This window comes from Kitasatospora sp. NPDC097605 (assembly GCF_040302725.1).
GTDB lineage: Bacteria > Actinomycetota > Actinomycetes > Streptomycetales > Streptomycetaceae > Kitasatospora.
Map to the genome: position 1 here is coordinate 125,827 of NZ_JBEOSF010000006.1, position 24,929 is coordinate 150,755.

The 24,929-nt window shown below is 73.3% G+C and carries 22 protein-coding genes; 14 read left to right on the forward strand and 8 right to left on the reverse strand.

Annotated elements, in window-relative coordinates:
* Nucleotides 1-305: 305 nt before the first annotated feature.
* Nucleotides 306-974, forward strand: coding sequence for a GTP cyclohydrolase II (locus tag ABTX81_RS09425; RefSeq protein ID WP_502892733.1), 669 nt, complete (start codon nucleotides 306-308; stop codon nucleotides 972-974).
* Between the two features lie 31 nt (nucleotides 975-1,005).
* On the opposite strand, the gene ABTX81_RS09430 is transcribed toward ABTX81_RS09425, so the two are convergent.
* Nucleotides 1,006-3,120 (reverse strand): putative bifunctional diguanylate cyclase/phosphodiesterase, encoded by a 2,115-nt coding sequence (locus ABTX81_RS09430; RefSeq protein WP_350542636.1) that lies wholly within the window; start codon nucleotides 3,118-3,120, stop codon nucleotides 1,006-1,008.
* Complete coding sequence (locus ABTX81_RS09435; RefSeq protein ID WP_350542637.1) at nucleotides 3,117-3,923, reverse strand: SAM-dependent methyltransferase; 807 nt, start codon at nucleotides 3,921-3,923, stop codon at nucleotides 3,117-3,119. The genes ABTX81_RS09430 and ABTX81_RS09435 overlap by 4 nt, the downstream gene beginning before the upstream one ends.
* 176 nt (nucleotides 3,924-4,099) lie before the next feature.
* Here ABTX81_RS09435 and ABTX81_RS09440 point away from each other — a divergent pair, with 176 nt between their 5' ends.
* The 7 genes from ABTX81_RS09440 to ABTX81_RS09470 all read left to right on the forward strand — a co-directional run bounded on the left by ABTX81_RS09440 (nucleotide 4,100) and on the right by ABTX81_RS09470 (nucleotide 12,350).
* On the forward strand, nucleotides 4,100-4,552 hold the full coding sequence (locus ABTX81_RS09440) for an SRPBCC family protein (protein ID WP_350542638.1): 453 nt from the start codon (nucleotides 4,100-4,102) through the stop codon (nucleotides 4,550-4,552).
* 274 nt (nucleotides 4,553-4,826) lie between these two features.
* Nucleotides 4,827-6,182, forward strand: coding sequence for an ergothioneine biosynthesis glutamate--cysteine ligase EgtA (gene egtA / locus ABTX81_RS09445; RefSeq protein ID WP_350542639.1), 1,356 nt, complete (start codon nucleotides 4,827-4,829; stop codon nucleotides 6,180-6,182).
* A complete protein-coding gene (egtB, locus tag ABTX81_RS09450; protein ID WP_350542640.1) occupies nucleotides 6,179-7,633 on the forward strand; it encodes an ergothioneine biosynthesis protein EgtB in 1,455 nt (484 codons plus the stop codon). The genes egtA and egtB overlap by 4 nt, the downstream gene beginning before the upstream one ends.
* Nucleotides 7,633-8,370: an ergothioneine biosynthesis protein EgtC gene (gene egtC / locus ABTX81_RS09455; protein WP_350542641.1), complete on the forward strand. Its 738-nt coding sequence runs from the start codon at nucleotides 7,633-7,635 to the stop codon at nucleotides 8,368-8,370. The genes egtB and egtC overlap by 1 nt, the downstream gene beginning before the upstream one ends.
* 67 nt (nucleotides 8,371-8,437) lie before the next feature.
* Nucleotides 8,438-9,421 (forward strand): L-histidine N(alpha)-methyltransferase, encoded by a 984-nt coding sequence (egtD, locus tag ABTX81_RS09460; RefSeq protein WP_350542642.1) that lies wholly within the window; start codon nucleotides 8,438-8,440, stop codon nucleotides 9,419-9,421.
* Between the two features lie 115 nt (nucleotides 9,422-9,536).
* Nucleotides 9,537-10,976 carry a sugar porter family MFS transporter gene (locus ABTX81_RS09465; RefSeq protein WP_502892739.1) on the forward strand — a complete coding sequence of 480 codons (1,440 nt, stop codon included), beginning with the start codon at nucleotides 9,537-9,539 and terminating at the stop codon, nucleotides 10,974-10,976.
* 117 nt (nucleotides 10,977-11,093) lie between these two features.
* Nucleotides 11,094-12,350, forward strand: coding sequence for a nitric oxide synthase oxygenase (locus ABTX81_RS09470; RefSeq protein ID WP_350542644.1), 1,257 nt, complete (start codon nucleotides 11,094-11,096; stop codon nucleotides 12,348-12,350).
* Here ABTX81_RS09470 and ABTX81_RS09475 read toward each other — a convergent pair.
* A complete protein-coding gene (locus tag ABTX81_RS09475) occupies nucleotides 12,293-12,994 on the reverse strand; it encodes a TetR/AcrR family transcriptional regulator (RefSeq protein ID WP_350542645.1) in 702 nt (233 codons plus the stop codon). The two genes, ABTX81_RS09470 and ABTX81_RS09475, sit on opposite strands and share 58 nt — an antisense overlap.
* 127 nt (nucleotides 12,995-13,121) lie before the next feature.
* Here ABTX81_RS09475 and ABTX81_RS09480 point away from each other — a divergent pair, with 127 nt between their 5' ends.
* From ABTX81_RS09480 to ABTX81_RS09495, 4 genes are all read left to right on the forward strand, one after another.
* Nucleotides 13,122-14,297 carry an acyl-CoA dehydrogenase family protein gene (locus ABTX81_RS09480; protein ID WP_350542646.1) on the forward strand — a complete coding sequence of 392 codons (1,176 nt, stop codon included), beginning with the start codon at nucleotides 13,122-13,124 and terminating at the stop codon, nucleotides 14,295-14,297.
* Between the two features lie 29 nt (nucleotides 14,298-14,326).
* Complete coding sequence (locus tag ABTX81_RS09485) at nucleotides 14,327-15,514, forward strand: thiolase family protein (protein WP_350542647.1); 1,188 nt, start codon at nucleotides 14,327-14,329, stop codon at nucleotides 15,512-15,514.
* 119 nt (nucleotides 15,515-15,633) lie between these two features.
* On the forward strand, nucleotides 15,634-16,392 hold the full coding sequence (gene fabG, locus ABTX81_RS09490; protein ID WP_350542648.1) for a 3-oxoacyl-ACP reductase FabG: 759 nt from the start codon (nucleotides 15,634-15,636) through the stop codon (nucleotides 16,390-16,392).
* A gap of 204 nt (nucleotides 16,393-16,596) precedes the next feature.
* Nucleotides 16,597-17,964 (forward strand): S53 family peptidase, encoded by a 1,368-nt coding sequence (locus ABTX81_RS09495; protein WP_350542649.1) that lies wholly within the window; start codon nucleotides 16,597-16,599, stop codon nucleotides 17,962-17,964.
* A gap of 56 nt (nucleotides 17,965-18,020) precedes the next feature.
* On the opposite strand, the gene ABTX81_RS09500 is transcribed toward ABTX81_RS09495, so the two are convergent.
* The 5 genes from ABTX81_RS09500 to ABTX81_RS09520 form a co-directional block, all read right to left on the reverse strand.
* Nucleotides 18,021-18,254 (reverse strand): DUF397 domain-containing protein, encoded by a 234-nt coding sequence (locus ABTX81_RS09500; protein ID WP_350542650.1) that lies wholly within the window; start codon nucleotides 18,252-18,254, stop codon nucleotides 18,021-18,023.
* Nucleotides 18,254-18,436 (reverse strand): DUF397 domain-containing protein, encoded by a 183-nt coding sequence (locus ABTX81_RS09505; protein ID WP_350542651.1) that lies wholly within the window; start codon nucleotides 18,434-18,436, stop codon nucleotides 18,254-18,256. The genes ABTX81_RS09500 and ABTX81_RS09505 overlap by 1 nt, the downstream gene beginning before the upstream one ends.
* The gene (locus tag ABTX81_RS09510; RefSeq protein WP_350542652.1) at nucleotides 18,433-19,314 is read right to left on the reverse strand and encodes a helix-turn-helix domain-containing protein; all 882 of its coding nucleotides are present in this window, start codon (nucleotides 19,312-19,314) and stop codon (nucleotides 18,433-18,435) included. Before ABTX81_RS09510 ends, ABTX81_RS09505 begins: the two co-directional genes overlap by 4 nt.
* A 398-nt stretch (nucleotides 19,315-19,712) precedes the next feature.
* On the reverse strand, nucleotides 19,713-20,876 hold the full coding sequence (locus tag ABTX81_RS09515) for a serine hydrolase domain-containing protein (RefSeq protein WP_350542653.1): 1,164 nt from the start codon (nucleotides 20,874-20,876) through the stop codon (nucleotides 19,713-19,715).
* 96 nt (nucleotides 20,877-20,972) lie between these two features.
* Nucleotides 20,973-22,139, reverse strand: coding sequence for a serine hydrolase domain-containing protein (locus tag ABTX81_RS09520; protein WP_502892734.1), 1,167 nt, complete (start codon nucleotides 22,137-22,139; stop codon nucleotides 20,973-20,975).
* Between the two features lie 345 nt (nucleotides 22,140-22,484).
* Between ABTX81_RS09520 and ABTX81_RS09525 the strand changes: the two genes are divergently transcribed.
* Nucleotides 22,485-23,834: a cytochrome P450 gene (locus ABTX81_RS09525; protein ID WP_350542654.1), complete on the forward strand. Its 1,350-nt coding sequence runs from the start codon at nucleotides 22,485-22,487 to the stop codon at nucleotides 23,832-23,834.
* A 103-nt stretch (nucleotides 23,835-23,937) separates the two neighbouring features.
* Complete coding sequence (locus ABTX81_RS09530) at nucleotides 23,938-24,912, forward strand: terpene synthase family protein (protein ID WP_350542655.1); 975 nt, start codon at nucleotides 23,938-23,940, stop codon at nucleotides 24,910-24,912.
* The last annotated feature ends 17 nt before the right edge of the window (nucleotides 24,913-24,929 follow it).

The window sequence follows — 24,929 nt, forward strand, 5'->3', positions numbered from 1 at the left end:
CCGTCGTCCCGGGGGAAAGGCACCGGCGGTCCCCTCGCCATTGAGGGCGTCACGGCGCATTGAAACACCAGCGCGGCAACTCCTGGACCGCTCGCGCGGGCACAGTCTCTCATTGCCACCCCCCGTTTGTCCGCCCCTGTCCGTCCGGACTCCGTCCGGCAACCCGTTCGTGAGCTGCACCGACCTTCCGTCGGCCCACGGACCGGCCTCCGATTCGCCCCCGAATAATGTTGTTCAAATTGGAACTACCTAGTACCGTCGGAAGCCCAGCCCCACCGGAACCGCCCGTCACGAAAGGCCCGCCCATGCCGCAGGTGCAGTTGCCGCAACAGCAGAACCGTTCCTCCCAGGGCGACGACACCGCCCGGGTGCGGGCGCGGGTGCGGATCCCGCTGGTGTTCCCGGACGGGTACCGCGCCGAGGCGCAGGTGTCCACCTTCCACGGGCTGGCGGACGGGGCGGAGCACCTGGCGCTGGCGCTCGGCACGGTGCCCGAGGGCGCGACGCCGCTGGTGCGGCTGCACTCGGAGTGCCTGACCGGGGACGTGTTCGGCTCCGCCCGGTGCGACTGCGGGCCGCAGCTGCGCGAGGCCGTCGAGCGGATCGCCACGGCCGGCGGCTACCTGCTGTACCTGCGCCAGGAGGGGCGCGGCATCGGGCTGTACAACAAGCTGGACGCCTACGCCCTGCAGGACGCCGGCCTGGACACCTACGACGCCAACACCGCGCTCGGCCTGCCGGAGGACGGGCGCGACTACACCGCCGCCGCGCAGATGCTCGGGGCGCTCGGCGTCGACGGGATCGAGCTGCTGAGCAACAACCCCGACAAGGCCGCCCAGCTGGCCGCGCTCGGCGTCACGGTGCGGCGCCGGGTGCCGACCGGTGTGCACGTGTCCGAGAGCAACGTCCGCTACCTGCGGGCGAAGGTCGAGCGGACCGGGCACTCGATCGAGCTGTCCCGGCTGGTGGGCTGAGCGGCCCTCTCCCCGAAGAGTGCCCGGACGGTCAGCCGACCGGGCGGCCGCGCGGCTCCTCGGCGATCCGGCGGGCGATCTCGGACGGGCGCACCGGGCGGCCGAAGTGCCAGCCCTGCGCCCAGTCGCAGCCGATGACGCGCAGCCGCTCGGCGTCCCGGCCGGTCTCCACGCCCTCGGCGGTGACGGTCAGTCCGAGGGCGTGCGCCATCGACACCAGGCCGCTGACGATCCGCCAGCCGGTCTCCTCGTCCTTGGCCGGGTCGTGCAGGTCGCCGACGAAGGAGCCGGCGATCTTCAGTCCGGACACCGGCAGGTCGCGCAGGTAGGCGAGGTTGGACCAGCCGGTGCCGAAGTCGTCCACGGCGAGCGAGACCCCGAGGCCGACCAGGCCGTGCAGGGTGCGCAGCGCCTCGTCCTCCGGGCCGACCACGGTGGACTCGGTGATCTCCAGCTGGAGCCGGGCCGGGTCGAGGCCGGTGGTGCCGAGGATCCGGCCGAGGTCGCCGACCAGGGCGGCGCTGCGGGCCTGGCGCACCGCCAGGTTGACGTTGAGCTGGGGCGCGGCGTCGCCGAACCGCTTGATCCAGTCGGCGGCCTGGCCGCAGGCCTGTTCCAGCACCCAGCGGCCGAGCGGCATGATCAGCCCGGTCTCCTCGGCGGTGGTGACGAACTCGTCCGGGCCGAGCACGCCGAGCTGCGGGTGGCGCCAGCGCACCAGCGCCTCGACGGCGGCGAGCCGGCCGTCGCCGAGCGCGTAGAGCGGCTGGTAGTCGATGAAGAACTCGCCCCGGTCCAGGGCGGCGGGCATCCGCACCGAGACGGCGTAGCGGGAGACGGCGCGGGCGTTCTCCTTGGGGTCGAAGAGCGTCCAGCGGCCCCGGCCGGCCTCCTTGGCGCGGTAGAGCGTCAGGTCGGCGGCGCGCACGGCGGCGCCGGGGGTGGTGGTGGAGACCCGGCGCTCCAGGACGCCGACGCTGGCGCCGACGGCCAGCTTGTGGTCACCGATCAGCACCGGTCCGGCGAGCGCCTTCAGGACGGTCTTGGCCGCGGCGACCGCCTCCTGCTCGCCGCGGCTGTTCTCCAGCAGGACGACGAACTCGTCACCGCCGAGCCGGGCGACCAGGTGCCCGAGCGGGGTGAGCGCGGCCTTCAGCCGGGCGGCGACGGCGCACAGCAGCTGGTCGCCGGTGTCGTGGCCGAGGCTGTCGTTGACCACCTTGAAGCCGTCGAGGTCGACGTAGCAGAGTCCGAACCGGGCGCCGGGGTCCGGGTCCTCGAAGAGCTTCTCCAGCCGTTCGAAGAACGCGGCCCGGTTGGGCAGCCCGGTCAGCGGGTCGTGGGTGGCCTGGTGGCGCAGCCGCTCCTGGAGCCGGTAGCGGTCGGTGACGTCCTCCAGCATGGCGACCTGGTACACCGGGCGGCCGTCGTCGTCGCGGATCAGCGAGACCGTCAGGTGGGTCCAGACCACCTCGCCGTCCTGCCGGTAGTACGGCTTGTCGAACTGGAAGTACTCGCGCTTGCCGCTGATCAGCTCCTCGTAGGCGTCCCAGACGCCGTCGGCGTCCTCGGGGTGGACGAGGTCGCCGACCCGGCGGCCGATCATGTCGTCGGGGCCGGCGCCGAAGAGCTCCTGGAGGGCCTTGTTGACGGCCAGGATGTTGCCGTCGGTGTCGCCGATGCCGATGCCGATGGCCGCGCTCTCGAACAGCGCGCGGAAGCGGGCCTCGGAGGCGCGCAGCGCCTTCTCGGCCTCCTTGCGGGCGATGTCGGCGGCGGTGCGGATGGCCTCCTGCTCGCGCAGGGTGCGCTCGCGCAGCGCGGCCGCCCAGCCGGCCGCGAACGCGCCGCTCAGCGCGGGGCCGCGGCCGTCGGCGGCGGGCTGGCGCTGGAGCAGTTCGACCGCCCGGGCCAGCACGACCGGGTCGGTGAAGTGGGCGTCGACCAGCTCGGCCCCGGCCGAGGCGGCCAGGTGCGGCTCGAACGGGTGCTCCAGCTGGGCGCGGTGGAGCAGCCCGGCGGTCCGGGAGACCAGCCGGCCGAGCAGGCCGGGGTGGACCGCCGTGCCGTGGTCACCGGAGAGCAGCCGCGCCCAGTCCTCGTGGAACCGTTCGGCGCCGCTGCCCGGTTCCGGCGCGTCCGTCACGGACGGAGCCCCACGCCCGCCACCCCGGTCATCCGCTCGGGGTGTTCGCCGACGGTCTCGGGCTGGTCCGGGCGCCACTGCGGCAGGTAGACGACGCCGGGCTCGACCAGCTCGAAGCCCTCGAACATCGCGGTGATCTGCTCGTGGGTGCGCATGGTGAGCGGGGTCGGCGTCATCCGGTAGAGCCGCTGGTGGTCCTCGGCCTGGTCGGGGCGGCCCTCCAGGGAGGCGTGCGAGAGGACCAGGGCGCTGCCCGGCGGGAGGGCGTCGCGGATCACCGCGATCAGCTTCCACGGGTCCTCGGCGTCCTGGACGAAGTGCATGACGGCGACCAGCAGGACGGCCACCGGCTCGCCGGCGGCGAGCAGCGCGGTCACCTCGGGGCGGGACATGAGGTCCTCGACGTCCCGCACGTCGGCCTGGACGACGGAGCTGCCCGGGTCGTCCTCCAGCAGCAGGCGGCTGTGCGCGACGGCGACCGGGTCGCGGTCCACGTAGACGACCTGCGCCTCGGGGCGGATGGCGCGGGCGATCTCGTGCACGGCGCCGAAGGTGGGGATGCCGGAGCCGATGTCCAGGAAGCGGCCGATGCCGCGCTCGGCGGCGAACTGGACGGCGCGGCGCAGGAAGGCGCGGTTGGAGCGCATGATCTGCGGCAGCTCCGGCCACAGCGCGATGGCCTTGCGGGCCATCTCCCGGTCGACCTCGAAGTTGTGCGATCCCCCGAGGTAGTAGTCGTAGACCCGTGCGGCGTTCGGTTTGTCCAGGTCCGTGCCCTCCGGTACCCAGTTCGGTCGCCGCATCCTCGGGACTCCTTCGCTCCGGTTCCGGTGGACCAGCCGCCTTCTGTGGCAGCTGTGACTGATGAGACTACAAGCACAAAAGATCCTCCTCTGCACGCCGAACGCATGCAAGCGGAGTGCCGCGCTCCTGTCGGAGGTCCGCCGGACACCCCGGCGCGCGCGGCTACAGTGCCTCCGTGGACCCCAACCACTACCGGTTCCACGGGGTGTGGCGGCTGGCCGCGCCCCCCGCCGCCGTGTACCGGGCGCTCGCCGACGTGGCCGGCTACCCGCGCTGGTGGCCGGAGGTCCGCGACGTCCGGGAGACCGGGCCGGACCGCGGCGAGGTGCTGGTCCGCGCACTGCTCCCCTACCGGCTGGTCATCGGGCTCACCGCCGTCCGCCAGGACCCCGCCGCCGGGGTGCTGGAGGCGGCCATGCACGGGGACCTCACCGGCTGGTCGCGCTGGACGGTCACGGCGGACGGCGAGGGCGGCGCCCTGGCCCGGTTCGAGGAGGACACCCGCCCGGCCAAACCGCTGCTGCGCCGCCTCGCGCTGCCCGCCCGGCCGCTGTTCCGGGCCAACCACGCGGTGATGATGCGGCGCGGGCGGCGCGGCCTCGCGGCGTACCTGGACCGGCGGGACTGACCCCGGCCGGCCCCACCGGAGGCCCGGCGGCCCGGCCCGGCCCGGCCCCGGCCGTCCCCCGCTGTTCCCCGCCGTCCCCCGCTGTTCCCGGCGGCCGGATCGGTGCGCCCGACGGCCGGATCCCGCCGTCCGCGCGCCCGGTTCACCCGTCCGCACCGCCCCGGCCTGCGGCGACGGGCCTTCACCAGATGTTTGGGCGGCGCCCCCGCATGGTCCGGGGCAGACTGGGCAAGGTAGTCCGGGCCGCACCCGTGCCCCGAGGATGGTGAGTCCGGTGATACCGCTTCGACCGCCCAACCCGACCGACCGGCAGAGCCCGGAACCGCACGCCGACGCGGTGAGCCCGCTCACCGAATCAGCCGCGCGCAGCCACATGGCGGGCGTCTGCTTCAAGATCGGACCGCCCCGGCTGGTCGGCGTCGAGGTCGAGTGGTTCGTCCACGACGACCGATGTCCCGACCGGCCGGTCCCCGCGGAACGGCTGCACGCAGCACTGGACGCACTACCGCTCGGCGGACCCGACGGGACCTCGCTCCCCTCCGGCTCCCGCCTCACCCTCGAACCCGGCGGACAGGTCGAGCTCAGCTCCCCGCCCGCCGACAGCCTCACCGGCTGCGTCGCCGACACCCGGCGCGACCTCGGAGCCCTGCGGGCCGCCTTCGCCGGCCAGGGCCTGCGCCTCACCGGCACCGGCACCGACCCGCTGGCCCGCCCCCGCACGATGGTGCTGGACCATCCGCGCTACCTCGCGATGGAGCGCCACTTCGACGCCGCGGGCCCCTGGGGCCGGATCATGATGACCGGCACCGCCTCGCTCCAGGTCTGCCTGGACGCCGGCGCCGAGGACGGCCCGCACGCCCTGGACCGCCGCTGGCTGCTCGCCCACCGGCTCGGCCCGGTGCTGGTCGCCGCCTTCGCCAACTCGCCGCTGCTGGACGGCCGCCCCACCGGGCACCGCTCCACCCGGCAGACCGTCTGGTCCCGGATGGACCCCACCCGCACCCTCGCCCCCGCGCCCGACCACGGCGACCCCCGCGAGGCCTGGGCCGGGTACGTGCTGGACGCCGAGGTGCTGTGCGTGCGCCGCCACGACGGCCTGCCGTGGACCGCCCCGGCCGGGCTCACCTTCCGCGACTGGCTGCGCGGCGGCGGCGAACGCCCGCCGACCCTGGCCGACCTCGATTACCACCGCACCACCCTGTTCCCGCCGGTGCGCCCGCACGGCCACCTGGAGCTGCGGATGATCGACGCCCAGCCGGGCGACGGCTGGATCGTGCCGACCGCGCTGGTCACCGCGCTGCTGGACGACCCGCTCGCCGCGGACGCCGCGCTCGCCGCCCTGGAACCGCTGCAGCCGCCCCGGGACGACCCCCGCCCGCCGCGCGGCGACCTCTGGCGCCGGGCCGCCGCCCTGGCCACCGCCGACCCCGAGCTGCGCCGCGCCGCCCTCGCCTGCTTCGGCGCCGCCGACGCCGCGCTGGGCCGCCTGCCCGGCGCCGAGCGGCTGCGCGCCACCGTCGCCGCCTACGCCGAGCGCTACCCCGCGCGCGGCCGCTGCCCGGCCGACGACCAGCTGGACGCCCTGCGCTCCGGCACCCGAAGCACTCCCCCGGAGGAGGCCGCACCATGATCGACGACGCCCGTGAGGCCGGAACCACTCCCCCGGCGAACACCCCCGCGCCCGAGGCGCCGACATCGGACACCCCGGCGCCCGAGGCCCTGACCTCGGAGGCGCTGCGCGAGGCGATCGCCGTCGAGCTGCTGGCCGCCCGCGCCCGCACCGCCGCGCTCACCGACTGCGTCGGCGACCACGACCTCACCGCCCAGCACTCCCCGCTGATGTCCCCGCTGGTCTGGGACCTCGCGCACATCGGCAACCAGGAGGAGCTCTGGCTGCTGCGCAACGTCGGCGGCCGGGACCCGATGCACCCGGAGATCGACCCGCTCTACGACGCCTTCCAGCACCCGCGCGCCGAGCGGCCGAGCCTGCCGCTGCTGCCGCCCGCCGAGGCCCGGGCGTACGCGGGCGAGGTCCGCGGCCGGGTGCTCGACCTGCTCGCCGCCAGCCCGCTGGAGGGCGCTCCGCTGCTCACCGCCGGGTTCGCCTTCGGCATGATCGCCCAGCACGAGCAGCAGCACGACGAGACCATGCTGATCACCCACCAGCTGCGCAAGGGCGAGCCGGCCCTGGCCGCTCCCCCGCCGCCGCCCGCCCCGGCGGACGCCGCCGCGCTGCCCGCCGAGGTGCTGATCCCGGCCGGCCCCTTCACCATGGGCACCGACACCGAGCCGTGGGCGCTGGACAACGAGCGCCCCGCCCACCGCGTCGAGGTGCCCGCCTTCCGGCTGGACACCACCCCGGTCACCAACGGCGCCTATCTGCGCTTCATCGCCGACGGCGGCTACGACGAGCCGCACTGGTGGACGCCCGAGGGCTGGGCGCACCGGCGCGGCGCAGGGCTGAACGCGCCGCTGTTCTGGCACCGCGAGGACGGCCAGTGGCTGCGCCGCCGGTTCGGCGTGCTGGAGCCGGTGCCGCTCGACGAGCCGGTGCTGCACGTCAGCTGGTACGAGGCCGACGCCTACGCCCGCTGGGCCGGGCGCCGGCTGCCCACCGAGGCCGAGTGGGAGAAGGCCGCCCGGCACGACCCGGCCACCGGCCGCTCGCGGCGCTACCCGTGGGGCGACGGCGCGCCCGGCCCCGAGCACGCCAACCTCGGCCAGCGGCACCTGCGCCCGGCCCCGGCCGGCAGCTACCCCGAGGGCCGCTCCCCGTACGGGGTGCGGCAGCTGATGGGCGACGTGTGGGAGTGGACGGCCAGCGACCTCACGCCGTACCCGGGCTTCCGGGCCTGGCCCTACCGGGAGTACTCGGAGGTGTTCTTCGGCCCGGAGTACAAGGTGCTGCGCGGCGGCTGCTTCGCGGTGGCGCCGGTCGCCTGCCGGGGCACCTTCCGCAACTGGGACTATCCGGTGCGCCGGCAGATCTTCGCCGGGTTCCGCACCGCCGCCGACATCGACAGCGACGGTGGCGGTGGCGGCGGCGGCCAGGGGACCCGGTCCGCCGCGGAGGCCGGCTGATGTGCCGCCACCTCGCCTACCTGGGCGAGCCGGTGGCGCCCCGGACGCTGCTGGTGGAGCCCCCGTACGGGCTCTACCGGCAGTCCTGGGCACCGCGCCTGCAGCAGTACGGCACGGTCAACGCGGACGGCTTCGGCCTCGGCTGGTACGCGGACGGCGACGGGACACCGGCCCGCTACCGCCGGGCCGGGCCGATCTGGGCGGACGCCTCGTTCGCCGACCTCGCCCGGGTCCTGCGCACCCGGGCGCTGCTGGCGGCGGTCCGCTCGGCCACCGAGGGCTGCGCGGCGGGCGAGGAGGCGGCCGCGCCGTTCGCCGCCGGGCGCTGGCTGTTCAGCCACAACGGGGCACTGGCCGGCTGGCCGGAGCAGAGCGGGGCGCTCGCCGCGCTGCTGGCGCCGCGGGAACTGCTCGGCCTGGAGGCGCGCACCGACTCGGCGCTGCTGTGGGCGCTCGCGCTGCACCGGCTGCGCGCGGGCGCCGCGCCCGGCGAGGCGCTGGCCGGCACCGTCGCGGAGGCCGCCGCGCACACCACCGGGCGGATCAACCTGCTGCTCACCGACGGCCGGGAGATCGCCGCCACCGCCTGGGGCGACACCCTGCACCACCGCACGGTGCCCGGGCTCGGCGTGCTGGTCGCCTCCGAGCCCTCCGACGACCACCCCGACTGGACGGTCGTGCCGGACCGGTCGCTGCTGCTGGCCGGACCCGACGGGGTGACCGTCAAGCCGCTCTGAACGCGGCGGTCCGAGCCCACCGCAGGTACATCATCTCTTCACTTCCTGAACAGAGGACCCACCTGTCATGAGCACCTTCGATCTCACCCGACTGCTCCCCGCCGACCACTTCAGCACGGCGCTGCGGCACGACGTCGAGACCGGGCTGACCGCCCGGCCCAAGACGCTGCCGCCCAAGTGGTTCTACGACGCGCGGGGCAGCGAGCTGTTCGAGGAGATCACCCGGCTGCCGGAGTACTACCCGACCCGGGCCGAGCGGGCGATCCTCACCGCCCGGGCCGGCGAGATCGCCGCCGCCACCCGCGCCCGCACCCTGGTGGAGCTGGGCTCCGGCTCCTCCGAGAAGACCCGGCTGCTGCTGGACGCGCTGCGCGGCCTCGGCACGCTGGAGGCGTACGTGCCGGTGGACGTCAGCGAGAGCGCGCTGACCTCGGCCGGCGAGGCGCTCGCCGCCGAGTACCCGGGCCTCGCGGTGCACGGCGTGCTGGCCGACTTCACCGCCCGGCTCGACCTGCCGCCGGCCGGCGGCCCGCGCCTGGTCGCCTTCCTCGGCGGCACCCTCGGCAACCTGCTGCCGGCCGAGCGGGCCGGCTTCCTGCGCGGGCTGCGCGCCGCCCTCGACCCGGGCGACTTCCTGCTGCTCGGCACCGACCTGGTGAAGGACCCGGCGGTGCTGGTCGCCGCCTACGACGACGCGGCCGGGGTGACCGCCGAGTTCAACCGCAACGTGCTCAACGTGCTGAACCGCGAGCTGGCCGCCGACTTCGACCCGGAGACCTTCGCCCACGTGGCGCTCTGGGACCCGCGGCGGGAGTGGATCGAGATGCGGCTGCGCTCGCTGGTCCCGCAGACCGTGAAGATCCCGGCGCTGGACCTGCCGGTGCACTTCGCCGAGGGCGAGGAACTGCGCACCGAGGTGTCGGCCAAGTTCCGCAAGGAGCGGGTCGCCGAGGAGCTGGCGGCGGCCGGGATGCGGCTGGCGGCCTGGTGGACGGACGACGAGGGGCGGTTCGGACTCTCGCTGGCCCAGCCGGTCGAGGGCGCTATTTGATCGTTCAGTTTACTAAATGCCTGACGCCTGGGATGGCCATCCGGCGTACAACACTTGAACATTGAGGGGTTACGATCGCGGCTACCGCACTCAGCGTTGAGTACCAGGAGTCAAGATCGTGAGCGTCACCCAGCAGTCCGCGGAGCCCTCCGGGGCCGGGACCGGGCCGGCACCGTCCGGCCGGCTCGGCTTCGTCGTCTTCATCACCGCCGCCGCGGCCCTCGGCGGGTTCCTGTTCGGCTACGACAGCTCCGTGATCAACGGCGCGGTCTCCGGCATCCAGGAGAAGTTCGGTGTCGGCGACGGCGTGACCGGTCTGATCGTCTCCTCCGCGCTGCTGGGCTCCGCCGCGGGCGCCGCGCTGGCCGGCCGGTTCGCCGACCGCTACGGCCGGATCACCGTGATGAAGGCCGGGGCGCTGCTCTTCGCGGTGAGCGCGGTCGGCTCGATGCTGCCGTTCTCCGCCTGGGACCTCGCCCTGTGGCGGGTCCTCGGCGGAGCGGCCATCGGCATCGCCTCGGTGATCGCCCCGACCTACATCGCCGAGGTCGCGCCGACCAGGTACCGCGGCCGGCTGGCCTCCTTCCAGCAGGCCGCCATCGTGCTCGGCATCGCGATCTCGCAGCTGGTGAACTGGCTGCTGGCGAACGCCGCCGGCGGCGAGACCCGCGGCCACCTGCTCGGCCTGGAGGCCTGGCAGTGGATGCTCGGCATCTGCGTGGTCCCGGCCGCGGTCTACTTCGTGCTCGCCTCGACCATCCCCGAGTCGCCGCGCTTCCTCATCTCGGCCGGCCGCCTGGACGAGGCCCGCACCGTCCTCGCCGACATCGAGGGCGAGGCCGTCGACAGCGACGCCCGGATCGCCGAGATCCGGGGCCTGATCGACTCCGACCACCGCCCGCGCTTGCGCGACCTGCTCGGCGGGCGCTTCGGCCTGCTGCCGATCGTCTGGGCCGGCATCGGCCTGTCGGTCTTCCAGCAGCTGGTCGGCATCAATGTGATCTTCTACTACTCGTCGATCCTCTGGCAGTCGGTGGGCATCGACCAGTCCAACTCGCTGCTGATCAGCTTCGTCGGCTCGGTCATCAACATCCTCGGCACCGTGATCGCGATCCTGCTGGTCGACCGGATCGGCCGCAAGCCGCTCGCGCTGATCGGCTCCGCGGGCATGGCCGTCGCGCTGGGCGCCTGCGCCTGGGCCTTCTCCTCCGCCACCGGCAGCGGCGACGACGTCGCCCTGCCCGACCTGCAGGGCACCGTGGCGCTGATCGCCGCCAACGCCTTCGTGCTGTTCTTCGCGCTCTCCTGGGGCGTGGTGGTCTGGGTGATGCTCGGCGAGATGTTCCCCAACCGGATCCGCGCCGCCGCGCTCTCGCTGGCCGCCTCCGCGCAGTGGATCGCCAACTGGGCGATCACCGTCTCGTTCCCGGCGCTCTCGCGCTGGAACCTCTCCGCCACCTACCTCGCGTACGCGGTGTTCGCGGCGCTGTCCATCGTCTTCGTGGCGCGCTTCCTCAAGGAGACCAAGGGCGTCCGCCTGGAGGACATGGGCTGACCGCCTCCGTGGCCTCCGGCCCCCGCACCCTAGCGCGAAGACGCCGGGGGCGGGGGCCGAATCGTTCACTCTCTGCGGTCCCGCGCACACCTCCGGTATCCCTGTGCGGCAGGAGGGATGTCCTTGATCTTCGACCGGCTCCGCACCCGCGGCAGCAACCGGAGCGGTGAGCACGGCACGCGCCGGCCCGCCGCCGCCTGCCCCTACTCGCACGCCCACGTCCACGGCCACCTCGTCCCCGAGGACCCGCCCGAACCCGCCGCCGGCCCGCCCGCCGATCCGCAGCGGCACTTCACCGACCCCCGGCAGGCCGCCGACTTCGTGCGGCGCTTCCACGAGGAGCAGCCCGCCGCCGGGGACCCGGACGCCCGGATACGCGCCGTCCTCGACGAGATCGACCGCACCGGCACCTACGAGCACACCCCCGCCGAGCTCGCCCACGGCGCCAGGCTCGCCTGGCGCAACGCCGCCCGCTGCATCGGCCGGCTGTACTGGCGCAGCCTGGTGGTCCGCGACCTGCGCCACCTCTCCTCCGCCGACGACATCGCCGCCGAGTGCTTCACCCACCTGCGCACCGCCACCAACGACGGCCGGATCCGCCCGGTGGTCTCGGTGTTCGCCCCCGACCGGCCCGGCCGCCCGGCCGCCCGGATCCTCAACCAGCAGCTCGTCCGCTACGCCGGCCACCCCGGCCCGGACGGCCGCTGGATCGGCGACCCGGCCGGCGGGCAGCTCGCCGCCCGGGCCCGCGACCTCGGCTGGAAGGGCGGCGGGGAGCGCTTCGAGGTGCTGCCGCTGCTGGTCCAGGAGCGGCCCGGCGAGCGGCCCGCCTGGTACGAGCTGCCCGAGGACGCCACGCTGGAGGTCCGGCTCACCCATCCCGAGCACCCGTGGTTCGCCGACCTCGGCCTGCGCTGGTACGCGGTGCCGGCGATCAGCGACATGACGCTGGAGATCGGCGGCGTGCGCTACCCCACCGCGCCGTTCAACGGCTGGTACATGGGCACCGAGATCGGCGCCCGCAACCTGGCCGACGCCGACCGCTACGACATGCTGGCCACCGTGGCCGGCCGGCTCGGCCTGGACACCTCCAGCGACCGCACGCTCTGGCGGGACCGGGCGCTGGTGGAGCTGAACATCGCGGTGCTGCACTCCTTCGAGGAGGCCGGGGTGACCATCGCCGACCACCACACCGAGTCCGAGCGGTTCCTGCGGCACATCGCGCAGGAGCGGCGGGCCGGCCGGCCGACACCCGCCGACTGGAGCTGGATCGTGCCGCCGGTCTCCGGCGGGCTGACCCCCGTCTACCACCGGTACTACGACCCGGTGGACCCCGCGCTGCGCCCGGCGTTCGTGGCCCGCGGGCCCTGGTGAGTCCGGGGTCCTCGCTCCAGCCGTTCGAAACGCAGCACCAGCCCGTCGAGGAGCGCCTCCAGCCCGGTCTCGAAGGCGCCCTCGTCGACGGCCGCCCGGTGCTCGGCCAGCCGGTGCGCCTCGCCGAGGTGCGGGTAGTCGGCGACGTCGTACACCCCGGCGTCCTCCGGGAAGCCGGCCGCGAAGGAGGCCAGCGCCGAGCCGGTGACGAAGTAGCGCATCAGCGCGCCGATCCTGGTCGCCTGTCCGCGCGGCCAGCCAGCCTCGACCAGATGGCCGAAGACGGCGTCGGCCAGCCGCAGCGCGTTCGGCCGGCGCCCGGGGCCCTGGGCGAGCACCGGGACGATGTTCGGGTGGGCGGCGAGCGCGGCGCGGTAGGAGCGGGCCCAGTCGCGCAGCGCCCGCGGCCAGGGCGCACCGGCGGTGAACATCGACAGGTCGACCTCGCCCATCACGCCGTCCACCACCGCGTCCAGCAGCTCGTCCTTGGTGGCGAAGTGGTTGTAGAGGGACGGCCCGCTCACCGACAGCTCGGCGGCCAGCCGGCGGGTGGAGAGCGCGGGCAGCCCCTCCTCGTCGACCAGCCGCAGCGCGGCGGCGACGATGCGCTCGCGGTTGAGCAGGGGGGTGCGCGGGCGGGGCATCGGCGCGGTTCCTCCGGTCGGGTGGGGGTGTGCAGCGATTCTGGCAGGCGCCCCTTCCCAGCACGGCCGGTCGGAGCTACAGTCCCCTCGTAAAACTTGCAGCGCTAGTTTAACTGGGGGCGCCCCGATGGACCTGGAACTCTCCGGGGAACAGGCCGCCGTCCGCGCACTCGCGGCCTCCTTCACCGACCGCGAGATCGTGCCGCACGCCGCCGCCTGGGACCGCGCCGAGTCCGTCGACCGCGCGATCGTCGGCAGGCTCGGCGCGCTCGGCTTCCTCGGCCTGACCATCCCCGAGGAGTACGGCGGCAGCGGCGGCGACCACCTCGCCTACTGCCTGGTCCTGGAGGAGCTGGGCCGGGGCGACTCCGCCGTGCGCGGCATCGTCTCGGTCTCGCTCGGCCTGGTCGCCAAGTCCGTCAACGCCTTCGGCACCGAGGAGCAGAAGCGGCACTGGCTGCCCCGGCTCACCTCCGGCCAGGCGCTCGGCTGCTTCGCCCTCACCGAGCCCGGCACCGGCTCGGACGCCGCCAACCTCACCACCCGCGCCGTGCGCGACGATGGGGGCACCTCCCGCTCGAAGAGTGGGGGACACTGGCGGCTCAGCGGCAGCAAGACCTTCATCACCAACGGCACCTGGGCCGACGTCGCGCTGGTCTTCGCCCGCACCGGCGGGCCCGGCCACCGGGGCATCACCGCCTTCCTGGTGCCCACCGGCCTGCCCGGCTTCACCCGCACCGAGATCCACGGCAAGCTCGGCCTGCGCGGCCAGGCCACCGCCGAACTCGCCCTCGACGACGTCCGGGTGCCCGACAGCGCCCGGCTCGGCGAGCTCGGCAAGGGCTTCACCGTCGCCATGGCGGCGCTCGCCAAGGGCCGGATGTCGGTCGCCGCCGGCTGCGTCGGCATCGCCCGGGCCTGCCTGGACGCCGCCGTCCGCTACGCCGGCGAGCGCGAGCAGTTCGGCGCGCCGATCGCCTCGCACCAGCTGGTGCAGCAGCTGCTCGCCGGCATCGCCGTGGACGTCGAGGCCGCCCGGCTGCTCACCTGGAAGGTCGCCGACCACATCGAACGCGGTCTGCCGTTCGCCACCGAGTCCTCCGTCGCCAAGCTGTTCGCCAGCGAGGCGGCGGTGCGGGCCGCCAACAACGCCCTCCAGGTGTTCGGCGGCTACGGCTTCATCGACGAGTACCCCGTCGGAAAGTACCTGCGCGACGCGCGGGTGATGACCCTCTACGAGGGCACCAGCCAGATCCACCAGTTGCTCATCGGGCGCGCGCTCACCGGCGTCAACGCCTTCTGACCCCCCTCTTCGACAAGGAGCCCGACGTCGTGCGTCCTGTCTACTTCGCCGCCGCCCGCCGCACACCCATCGGCCGGCTGCGCGGAGCGCTCGCCACGGTCCGCCCGGACGACCTCTCGGCCACCGTGCTGCGCGCCCTGCTCGCCGACCTGCCCGCCCTCGACCCGGCCCGGATCGACGACGTCTACTGGGGCGCCGCCAACCAGGCCGGCGAGGACAACCGCAACGCCGCCCGGATGGCCGTCCTGCTCGCCGGACTGCCCGACAGCGTCCCCGGCGCCACCGTCAACCGGCTCTGCGCCTCCGGTCTGGAGGCGGTCACCATGGCCGCCCGGGCGATCGGCTCCGGCGAGGCGGACGTGGTGCTCGCCGGCGGCTGCGAGTCGATGACCCGCGCCCCCTTCGTCCTCCCCCGCCCCGACGAGGCGCTGCCGCACCGGATCGAGACCTACGACACCCGGCTCGGCTGGCGGCTCACCCACCCCCGGATGGCCGCGCTGCACGGTGTGCTCTCCATGGGCGAGACCGCCGAGGAGGTCGCCGCCCGCTACGGCGTCACCCGCGAGCGGCAGGACGCCTTCGCGCTGCGCAGCCACCAGCGGGCCGCCGCCGCCCGCAAGGACGGGCACTTCGACGCCGAGCTGATCCCGGTCGAGCGGCCCGACGGGGTGAGCGTCGGCGCGGACGAGTCGATCCGCGAGGACACCAGCCTGGAGAAGCTGGCCCGGCTCAAGCCCGCCTTCCGCCCCGGCGGCACGGTGACGGCGGGCAACGCCTCGCCGATGAACGACGGCGCGGCCGGGCTCGTCCTGGTCAGCGAGGAGGCGCTGAACGCGTTCGGCCTGGAGCCGCTCGGCCGCTATGTGGCCGGTGCCTCGGCGGGCGTGCACCCGGACGTGATGGGCATCGGGCCGGTGCCGGCCACCCGCAAGGCGCTCGCCCGGGCCGGCTGGTCGCTGGGGGAGGTCGAGGAGGCCGAGCTGAACGAGGCCTTCGCCGCCCAGGTGCTGGCCTCCGTCGACCAGTTGGGGATCGACCCGGAACTGGTCAACCCGACCGGCGGCGCGATCGCCCTCGGCCATCCGCTGGGCGGCTCCGGCGCCCGGATCCTCACCACCCTGCTGCACCGGATGCGCCGCACCGGCGGCCGCCGGGGCCTGGCCACCATGTGCGTGGGCGTCGGCCAGGGCACGGCGGTGCTGGTGGAGTCCGCCTGACGGCTGACAACTGACAACTGACAGATATCAGATGACAGCTGACAGATTTCAGATAACAGATTTCAGATGACAGATTCTGTCAGCTGTCAGCCGGACTTCCCTTCCCGAGGAGCAGCAGCATGACGCGTTTCGCAGGCAAGGTCGCCGTCGTCACCGGCGGGGCACAGGGCATCGGCGCGGCGACCGCGCGCCGGCTGGCCGAGGAGGGCGCGGCGGTCGCCGTGGTCGACCTCTCGGCCGAGCGGGCCGCCGGCACGGCCGGGGAGATCACCGCCAAGGGCGGCACCGCCCGGGCGTACGGCTGCGACGTGGCCGACTACGACGCCGTGGAGGAAGTGTTCGCCCGGATCGCCGAGGACCTCGGCGGCCTGCACATCCTGGTCAACAACGCCGGGATCACCCGGGACAACCTGTTCTTCAAGATGCCCAAGGCCGACTGGGACGCGGTACTGACGGTCAATCTGACCAGCGCCTACAACTGCAGCCACGTGGCACAGAAGTACATGGTGGCGCAGAAGTGGGGCAAGATCGTCTCGCTCAGCTCGCGCTCGGCGCTCGGCAACCGGGGCCAGGCCAACTACGCCGCCGCCAAGGCCGGCATCCAGGGCCTGACGGCGACCCTCGCCATCGAGCTCGGCCCGTTCAACATCAATGTGAACGCGGTGGCCCCCGGCTACATCGCCACCGCGATGACCGCCGCCACCGCCGCCCGGGTCGGCGCCACGGCCGAGGACCACCAGATCGAGGTGGCCGCCCGCACGCCGCTGCGCCGGGTCGGGCAGCCGGAGGAGATCGCCTCGGTGGTCGCCTTCCTGGCGAGCGAGGACGCCTCGTACGTCAGCGGTCAGACGCTGTACGTCAACGGCGGGGCGCGCTGACACGGTCAATATTTCTGACGGTCAGTCAGTAGGCCGTCCCAGGTGTTGGGTTACCTTCGCCTGGGACGGCCTTGACCTTTCCCGGTGGCCGGAGACGACCATGCCGACAGCATGAAATGACTATGGCATGATCATGCGGCACTCGATGGGATGGCCGGACCGACCCGTCCGATCCCGGCCGGGCCCAGCGTCCCTAGGAGTCCCATGCGCAGCCCCCGCACCCTCCGCCGTGCCCTGGCCCTGCTCGCCGTCGGGGCCACCGCCCTCGCGGCCGGCACCGTCTCCACCGGTTCCGACGCCGCCGGCACCACCGCCGCGCCGAGCGCCGCCGGCGTGCACGTCCGCCCCGCCTCGGCCGGCCGGGTGAGCGCCGTCGGCCGCACGTCGCCGCTGTCCACCTCGCAGTGCCTGGCCGAACTCGGCCTGCACTGCTACTCCCCGCTCCAGTACCGCGAGGCCTACAACCTCAACGCCCTCTGCCGGGAGGGCGTCACCGGCAAGGGCCGCACCATCGTCATCGTCGACTCCTTCGGCTCCCCCACCATCCAGCACGACCTGGAGGTCTTCGACCGGCAGTGGGGCCTGCCGGACACCCAGGTCGAGGTGGTCAAGTGGGGCGACGTCCCGCCGTTCGACCCGACCAACCCCGAGCACACCGGCTGGGCGGGCGAGGCCACCCTCGACGTCGAGTACGCCCACGCCATCGCGCCGGACGCGCACATCATCCTGGTCGAGACCGGGGTCGCCGAGACCGAGGGCACCACCGGCCTGCCCGAGATGATGGATGCCGAGCGGGCCCTCATCCGCTCCGGCCGGGCCGACGTCATCTCGCAGAGCTTCGGCGCCACCGAGAACACCTTCCCCGGCTACGACAAGGGCGACTTCCGCTCGCTGACCGACCTGCGCTACGCCTTCAAGGAGGCCGCCGCGCACGACGTCACCGTGCTCGCCTCCTCCGGCGACGCCGGGGCCACCGACTACCAGGAGAACGGCACCGACCTCTACCCGTACCGGGTCAACTCCTGGCCGTCCTCGGACCCGCTGGTCACCTCCATCGGCGGCACCCAGCTCACGCTGGACGACGCCGGGAAGCGCACCGCGCCCGACAAGGTCTGGCACGACGCCTACGGCGCGGGCGGCGGCGGGGTCTCCGGCGTCTTCGAGCGGCCGCCGTACCAGACCGGCGTCGCCAAGGTCACCGGCAACCACCGCGGCACGCCGGACATCAGCATGAGCGCGGCCGTCGACGGCGGCGCGTGGACGTACGAGTCGTACGACCCGGCCCGGGCGGGCTGGCACCTCACCGGCGGCACCAGCGAGGCGGCCCCGGTCTTCTCCGGTGTGGTCGCCCTCGCCGACCAGCTCGCCGGCCGCCGCCTCGGGCAGCTCAACTGGCGCCTCTACGGCATGAATCCGCTCCCGCAGCAGTGGAGCGGCCTGGTCGACGTGACCACCGGCGACAACTCGTGGGACAGCGTCACCGGCTACCAGGCCACCAAGGGCTACGACCTCGCCAGCGGCCTCGGCACCATCGACGCCCACCGCTTCGTCCACGCCCTCGCCGGGCGGTAGAGCGGAAAGCGGCCGTCCACCGACGGGCGGACGGCCGCATTGCGCGCGACTGGTCGTCAGATGGTCTGCGTGAACTCGACGAAGGACCGCCAAGCCGCCGGAGAGAAGGCTAGCTGAGGACCGGACTTGTCCTTGGAATCACGCACCCGGACCTCGTCCGCCACCTCGGCGACCTCGACGCAGTCGCCGCCCTCGTTGCTGCTGTAGCTGCTCTTGAACCACACCTCGACGCAGTCCCCGCCCTCATTGCCGCTGTGACTGCTCTTGAACCACACCGGACGGGCGCTCATCAGACCGACTGCGCGAACTCGACGAAGGACTGCCAGGCGGCCGAAGAGAAGGCGAGCTGAGGACCGGACTTGTCCTTGGAATCACGCACCAGAACGGATTCGGTGGCCTCAGCGACCTCGACGCAAGCGCCGCCCTCGCCGCCGCTGTAACTGCTCTTGAACCACACCAGATCGCTGCTCATCGCTCTCCCAGCATCTTCTCGATCAAGGACAGGGATTCTTGCGGAGAGTGCGCCTGCGCCCTGAGGTTGCCGTACCGCACGTTCAGGAGGCGAACTTCCTCCGCATCGGTGATGAGCCTACCGTTCATCTGGACCTCCATGTAGCCGGTCTGCGGACGCCCCTTGGGCGTGATCAGAATGAACGAACCATCCATACCGGCGTTTTCAGCTCGGTCCATCGGCATGACCTGAAGCGTCATGCCACGGGTGTCCCCGATCTCCAGGAACCGTTCGAGTTGCCTCTTGTGCACCTCGGGCCCGCCGAGCCGCCGGTGCAGGACACTCTCGTCAATCACCCAGCTGAAGACCGCTCGGGGCCACCGGGCAAGGATCTCCTGTCGCGCCATCCGGGCCGCCACCCGGATCTCGACCATCTCCTCCGCCAGCAACGGCTGCCTCATCCGGAACACCGCCCGGGCGTATTCCTCCGTCTGGAGCAACCCCGGCGCAAGGTAAGAACTCCAGTCATGGTGCTCGATGGCCGAGGTCTCCAGGCTGGCGTAGTTCCGGAACCACTCCGGGTGCCGCACACGCGCCCTGGCCTTCGCCCGTTCGATGTCCTGCGCAATGACGAGCAACAGCCCGCCAGCGTCCAGGATCCTCTCCGCCGCCTCCAGCAACTCCCGCTGCGGCGTCCGCTTCCCCTGCTCCACCGAACCGATCAGGCTCTCGGTGTAGCCGACCTGCTTGGCGAACTCCTTCTGCGTCAGCCCCGCCCGCTCGCGCAGCAGCTTGATCTGCCGGCCGACCGCTCGCAGGAAGTCCGAGAACTCCGACAGGTCCTCGTCCAACTCCGGCCGCACGTCGCCGCTCTCGACACCGCCCCGAACCTCAGCCACAACGGCCTCCCCTGTTGTTCACTCACAGAACTGTCCGCACTCGAATGGGCACCCACCGTGCCCGCCGGACGCTCCGTCAGCGTAAGCCCGGGAAACGGGCCGCTCCCCGTGAAGTCCGAAACTCCCCTCGCTACCCCAGCGCCCCGCCGTTCACACCAGGCGCGCCACCGGCCGCCGGTCCCTCGGGCAACGGTCACGACGCGGGCACCCAACTCCCGTTCACCGGAGGCGTTCCACTCCACCCGATTCGCGTCGCATACCCGGCCGCCCGCACCTCCGCCCCCCAGGCGCACACCAGGGCGGAAGCCCGAGTCGCACCCCCCGCTCACCACCTCACGCCCGGCGTGCACCCCCGCGCTCCGGCTCAGGAGGACGTGGTCCGCCGGTCCGGGCGGGAGTCAGCGGCAGAGGGCCGCGTCGACCGCGTCGGTCATGCGGCTGGCGGTGGATGCGTCCGGGACGGTGGTGACGGTGATGTTGACGGCGCGGCCGTCCTCCGTGACGCCGCCCCGGCTCCGGTGGCCCGGGGCGGTGCCGCCGTGACCCCAGACGAGGCCGCCGCAGGTCAGTGGCCTGCTCTGGATCCCCAGGCCGTAGCGGACGCCGGGGCCCAGGAGCTCGGCCGGGACGGTGGTACGCATCTCGGCGAGCTGGGCGGCGGGCAGCAGACGGCCCGCCAGGAGGGCGCCGTAGAAGGTGTTGAGGTCGGTGTTGGTGGACACGACCGCCCCCGCGGCCCAGGCCATGGACGAGTCCATCGCGGTGTAGTCGACCAGCGGCGCGTCCGGGCCGGTGCGCAGGTAGCCGTGCGGGTGGGGCTCGCGGAGGGCGGTCTCCCCGGTGGCCGGGACGTAGGTGCGGCGCAGGCCGATCCGGTCGATGACGCGCTTGGCGACCTCCTCGCCGTAGGGGCGGCCGGTGACTCTCTGGATCAGCAGGCCGGCCACCAGGTAGTTGGTGTTGCTGTACATCCAGTCGGTCCCGGCGGCGAACAGCGCCTTCTGGGCCAGTGCCCCGTCGAGGAGTTCGCGCGGCTCGAAGTAGCGGTACTGGATGGTGGTGAAGTCGGTCAGCGCGGGGGCGTCCATGTAGTCGGGCAGGCCGCTGGTGTGCTGGAGCAGCTGGCGGACCGTGATGGTCCGGCCGTCGATGCCGTCGCCGCGCAGGAGACCCGGCAGGTAGGCGTCGACGGCCGTGTCGAGGCCGACCTTGCCCTCGGCGACCAGTTGCAGGACGACGACGGCGGTGAACGCCTTGGTGTTGCTGCCGGCCCGGATCTGCCCGTCGACCGGGACCCCGGCCCCGGTGGCCAGGTTGCCGACACCGGCGGTGTAGGTACGGCTGCGGCCGTCACGGCCCTTGACGGTGGCGAGGGCGGCGGGCATCCCGTCCTCCTTCACCAGCGCGTCGAGGCGCTGCTGCACGACGTCCGGGCGCGGCGCGGCGGTGGCCGCGGCCGGGGCGAACGCGGTCAGCGCGAGCCCGGCGGCGGCCGTGACCGTCGTGGCGTGCCTCGCCATGCGGATGCGGCGGACCGTGCGCTGCGGGGTGTGTTCGTTCATCGGGACTCCACTGCTGGGAAGGAAAAGGGGAGAGGTGCGAGGCGGCGAGGCCGGGTGGCCGGCGCCGACGACCGGCGCCGGCCACCCGGGGGACGGTCAGCGGCAGAGCACCTCGTCCACTGCCTGGTCCATGTGCTTACCGGTCTCGGGGTCACCCGGGATCGTGGTCACGGCGGCGCTCACGGCGCGGCCGTCGTCGGTGCTGCCGCCGAAGGTCTCGTAACCCGGGATCGCCCCGCCGTGCCCCCAGGAGAGCCCGCCGCAGGAGAGCGGGCGGCTGACCAGGCCGAGGCCGTAGCGGACCCCGGATCCGAGCTCCTCGGCGGGGACGGTGGTGCGCATCTGGGCGAGCTGGGCCGCGGGCAGCAGACGGCCGCCGAGCAGCGCGCCGTAGAACCGGGTGAGATCGGTGTTGGTCGAGACCATCGCGCCGGCCGCCCAGCCCCAGGAGGGGTCCAGCTCGGTGTAGTCGCGCAGCGACCCGTCCGCGGCACGCTGGTAGCCCTTGGGGTGGGCCTCGTGGATCGTCATGTCCCCGGGGAGGGGGAAGTAGGTGTGGCGCAGGCCGATCCGGTCGATGACGCGCTTGGTGATCTCCTCGCCGACCGGGCGGCCGGTGACCTTCTGGATGATCATGCCCGCCAGCAGGTAGTTGGTGTTGTTGTACTCCCACTGGGCGCCGGGCGCGAAGTGGGCCTTCTTGGCCAGGGCGGCGTCGAGGAGTTCGCGCGGCTCGAAGTACCGCTTGGGGTCGCCGAGGACGCCGTCCTTGTCCACGTACTCGGGCAGGCCGCTGGTGTGCTGGAGCAGCTGGCGGACCGTGATGCTCCGGCCGTCGAAGCCCTCGCCGCGCACCAGGCCGGGCAGGTAGGTGTCCACGCTCGCGTCCAGGCCGACCTTGCCCTCGGCGACCAGCTGCAGGACGACGACGGCGGTGAACACCTTGGTGTTGCTGCCGATCCGCACCTGCCCGTCCACCGGGACCCTGGCCTTGGTGTCCGCGTCGCCGACACCGGCGGTGTAGGTGCGGGTGCGGCCGTCACGGCCCTTGACGGTGGCGAGGGCGGCGGGTGCCCCGTCCTTCTGGACCAGGGCGTCGAGGCGCTGCTGCACGGCATCCGGCCGCGGTCCGGCGGAGGCCGTGGCCGGCGCCAGGATGCCGGCCACCACCGCGGCGGCCACGGCGGTCACGGTCACCGCCACCCCGCGCCGGCGACCGCGGAGGCGGTTCGGGCGGTGGTGCTGCGATGCGTGTTCGTTCACGGGAAAGCCCCTCTGGGTAGGGCACCGGAGCTCTTCTCGGCGCCCTTCAAGAGGATCATCCGACGGTCCGTCAATCCGTCCGCGCGGAGGACGAATCCGCACCCGGGAACGTGCTCCGGGCCGGGGGCCGGACACGGGACCGTGCTCCCAGGGCCGTACGGCGACCGTCCCCGCCCCCTGCGCGCGTCCGTGGCCGGGGAAATGGCCGGCGAATTCCCCCGGCAATGTTGCACTTCGCCCCAAAACCACTCCGTCCGCACATTTCCACCCTTGACCTCTTGAACGAGTCCTGTCAGCATTGATCGAAATCGCTTTCCGGAGAATTCGCCAGGGAGGTGCCGGACTGTGCGTTCCCCCACCCACCCGATCACGGCTCCCATCGCACCGGGCCGTATTCCACTCCTCGGACACCTGCCCCGACTCGCGGTCGGCCGGGTGGAATTCCTGCAATCCATCAGATCCCGGGGCGACATCGTCAGGATATTCCTCGGGAATCAGCCGGTCTTCGTCCTGAACTCGCCCGAAGCCGTGCACGACGTCCTCGTGACCCAGGGCCGGAGGTTCGGCAAGGGCCTGCTGTTCGACGTCGCACGCCCGTTCATCGGCAACGGCATCATCACCTCCGAGCGCGAGGTCCACCGGCGCCGGCGGCGCGCGCTGCAGCCCGCCTTCCACCGCCACGCCATCGCCGCCCACGTCGCCACCATGACCGACATCGCCGAGGAGCAGGTGTCCGCCTGGCGCCCGGGCGAGGTGATCGCGATGGACCGGGTGATGCGCCGGATGGCGACGGTCATGCTGGTCGCGACCCTGTTCAGCACCGAGCGTCCCGAGGGCGCCGGGGCCATGGCCGCGCTCGGGGAGGAGGTGGCGGAGCACCTGACCACGGTGATGCGCGGGGTCTTCGTCGGTACCGTCCTGCCCGCGCCGGTCGCCACCCTGTCCGTGCTCGGCCACCGCCGCTACCTGGCCGCCGCCGCGGCGCTGCGCGAACTCGCCGACACCGCCGTCCGGCAGGCCCGGGAGGACCCCTCCGAGCGCGGCGGCCTGCTGTCGGTCATGTTCGCCGGCACCCCCGCGCACCCGCAGGGGATGACCGACGTCGAGGCCCGCGACGAGCTGCTGTCCCTGCTCATGGCCGGCGCCGAGACCACCGCGACCACCCTGGCCTGGGCCCTGCACGAACTCGGCCGGCGCCCGGAGATCGCCGGCCGGGTCAGGGACGAGTGCCGGGCCCTGCCCGCCGGCACCCCGCCCGGCGCCGAGGCGCTCCCCTACACCGACCGGTTCCTGCGCGAGGTGCTGCGGCTGCACCAGCCCAACTGGCTGCTGATGCGGCGCGCCACCGAGCCGGTGCGGGTCTGCGGGGTGGACCTCCCGCAGGGCGCCGAGGCCGTCTACAGCGCGGTGACGATGCACCGCGACCCGGCGTACTACCCGGACCCGCTGCGCTTCGACCCGGACCGCTGGCTGCGCCGCCCCGTGAAGGAACTCCCGCCCGGTGCCTACATCCCGTTCGCGCTGGGCAGCCGGAAATGCATCGGGGATTTCTTCTCGCTGACCGAGATGCTGGTCGTCCTGCACACGGTCGTCTCGCGCTGGCGGCTGCACCCGGTCGAGAACCACCGGGTACGACCCGTGGTCCAGGCGATGATCCGGCCGAACGCGCTGCCGATGCGCGTCTCCCCCTGGTAGACCCGGAAATCTTCGAGCCCGCCGGGAATTCCCGGAATTCCGGCGGACCCGCCTTTTCCGGCCGCCCCGGAAAACCGGCCCCGCCCCTGGAGGTGAGCCCGTCATGACCCGAACCATGGAGCCCCCGGCCGACGAGCGCCGCACCGGCCCGACCGCCGTCCCCTTTCCCAGCCGGATCAGCCCGGACTTCCCGGCCGCCCACGAACGCCACCTGGCCTGGCCGAAATCCTTCGGCTTCCTCGCCTCGGCGCCGGAGGAGGCCCACCACCTCAAGGGCCAGTTCCCGCTGATCGCGGCCATGTTCTACCCGAACGCGACCGGCGCCGAACTGGACCTCGGCGTCGACCAGCAGAGCTGGTACTTCCTGTTCGACGACGCGCTCGACGAGCAGTGGGGCCACTCACCGGAACGCGTCCGCCACCTCGTCGAACTCGTCAAGGAGGGCACCACCGGAGCGGCGTCCCCGCTGCCGCTGGCCGCCGCCTTCGCCGACATGCGCCGGCGCAGCTGCCACGGCATGCCCGAGGACTGGATCCAGCGCTCCGCCGCCCACTGGTCCTCCTACCTCGACCACCACGTCCACGAGGCGCGCAGCCGGCGGTCCGGCCGTCCGATGCCGCTGAACGCCTACCTGCGCGTCAGGCGGCACACCATCGGCGTGGCACCGGTCATCGACCTCGCCGAGCGGCTGTCCTCGTGCGTCCTCCCGGACCACCTGTACGCGCTGCCGCACCTGTCGGTGCTGCGCGAGATGACGAAGACCTTCATCATCTGCGACAACGACGTCGTCTCCCTGGAGAAGGACGCCGCGCTGGGCGAGCGGAACAACCTGGTGCTCTGCCTGGAGCGCGAGCACGGCCTCTCCCGGCCGCAGGCCCTCGACCGGGTGCTGCGACGTCAGGACGAGGTGCTGCGCCTGTACACCGGAACCCGGGACGCGCTGCTCGACCGCACCCGGCCGGACCCGCTCGCCCCGGCCGACCACGAGCTGGTGGCGCGCTACTGCGCCGAGGCGCTGGAGACGACCGTCCGGGGCGCCTTCGACTGGCACCACACCTCCACCCGCTACCACACCTGACCGAGTTGAGTTGAGTT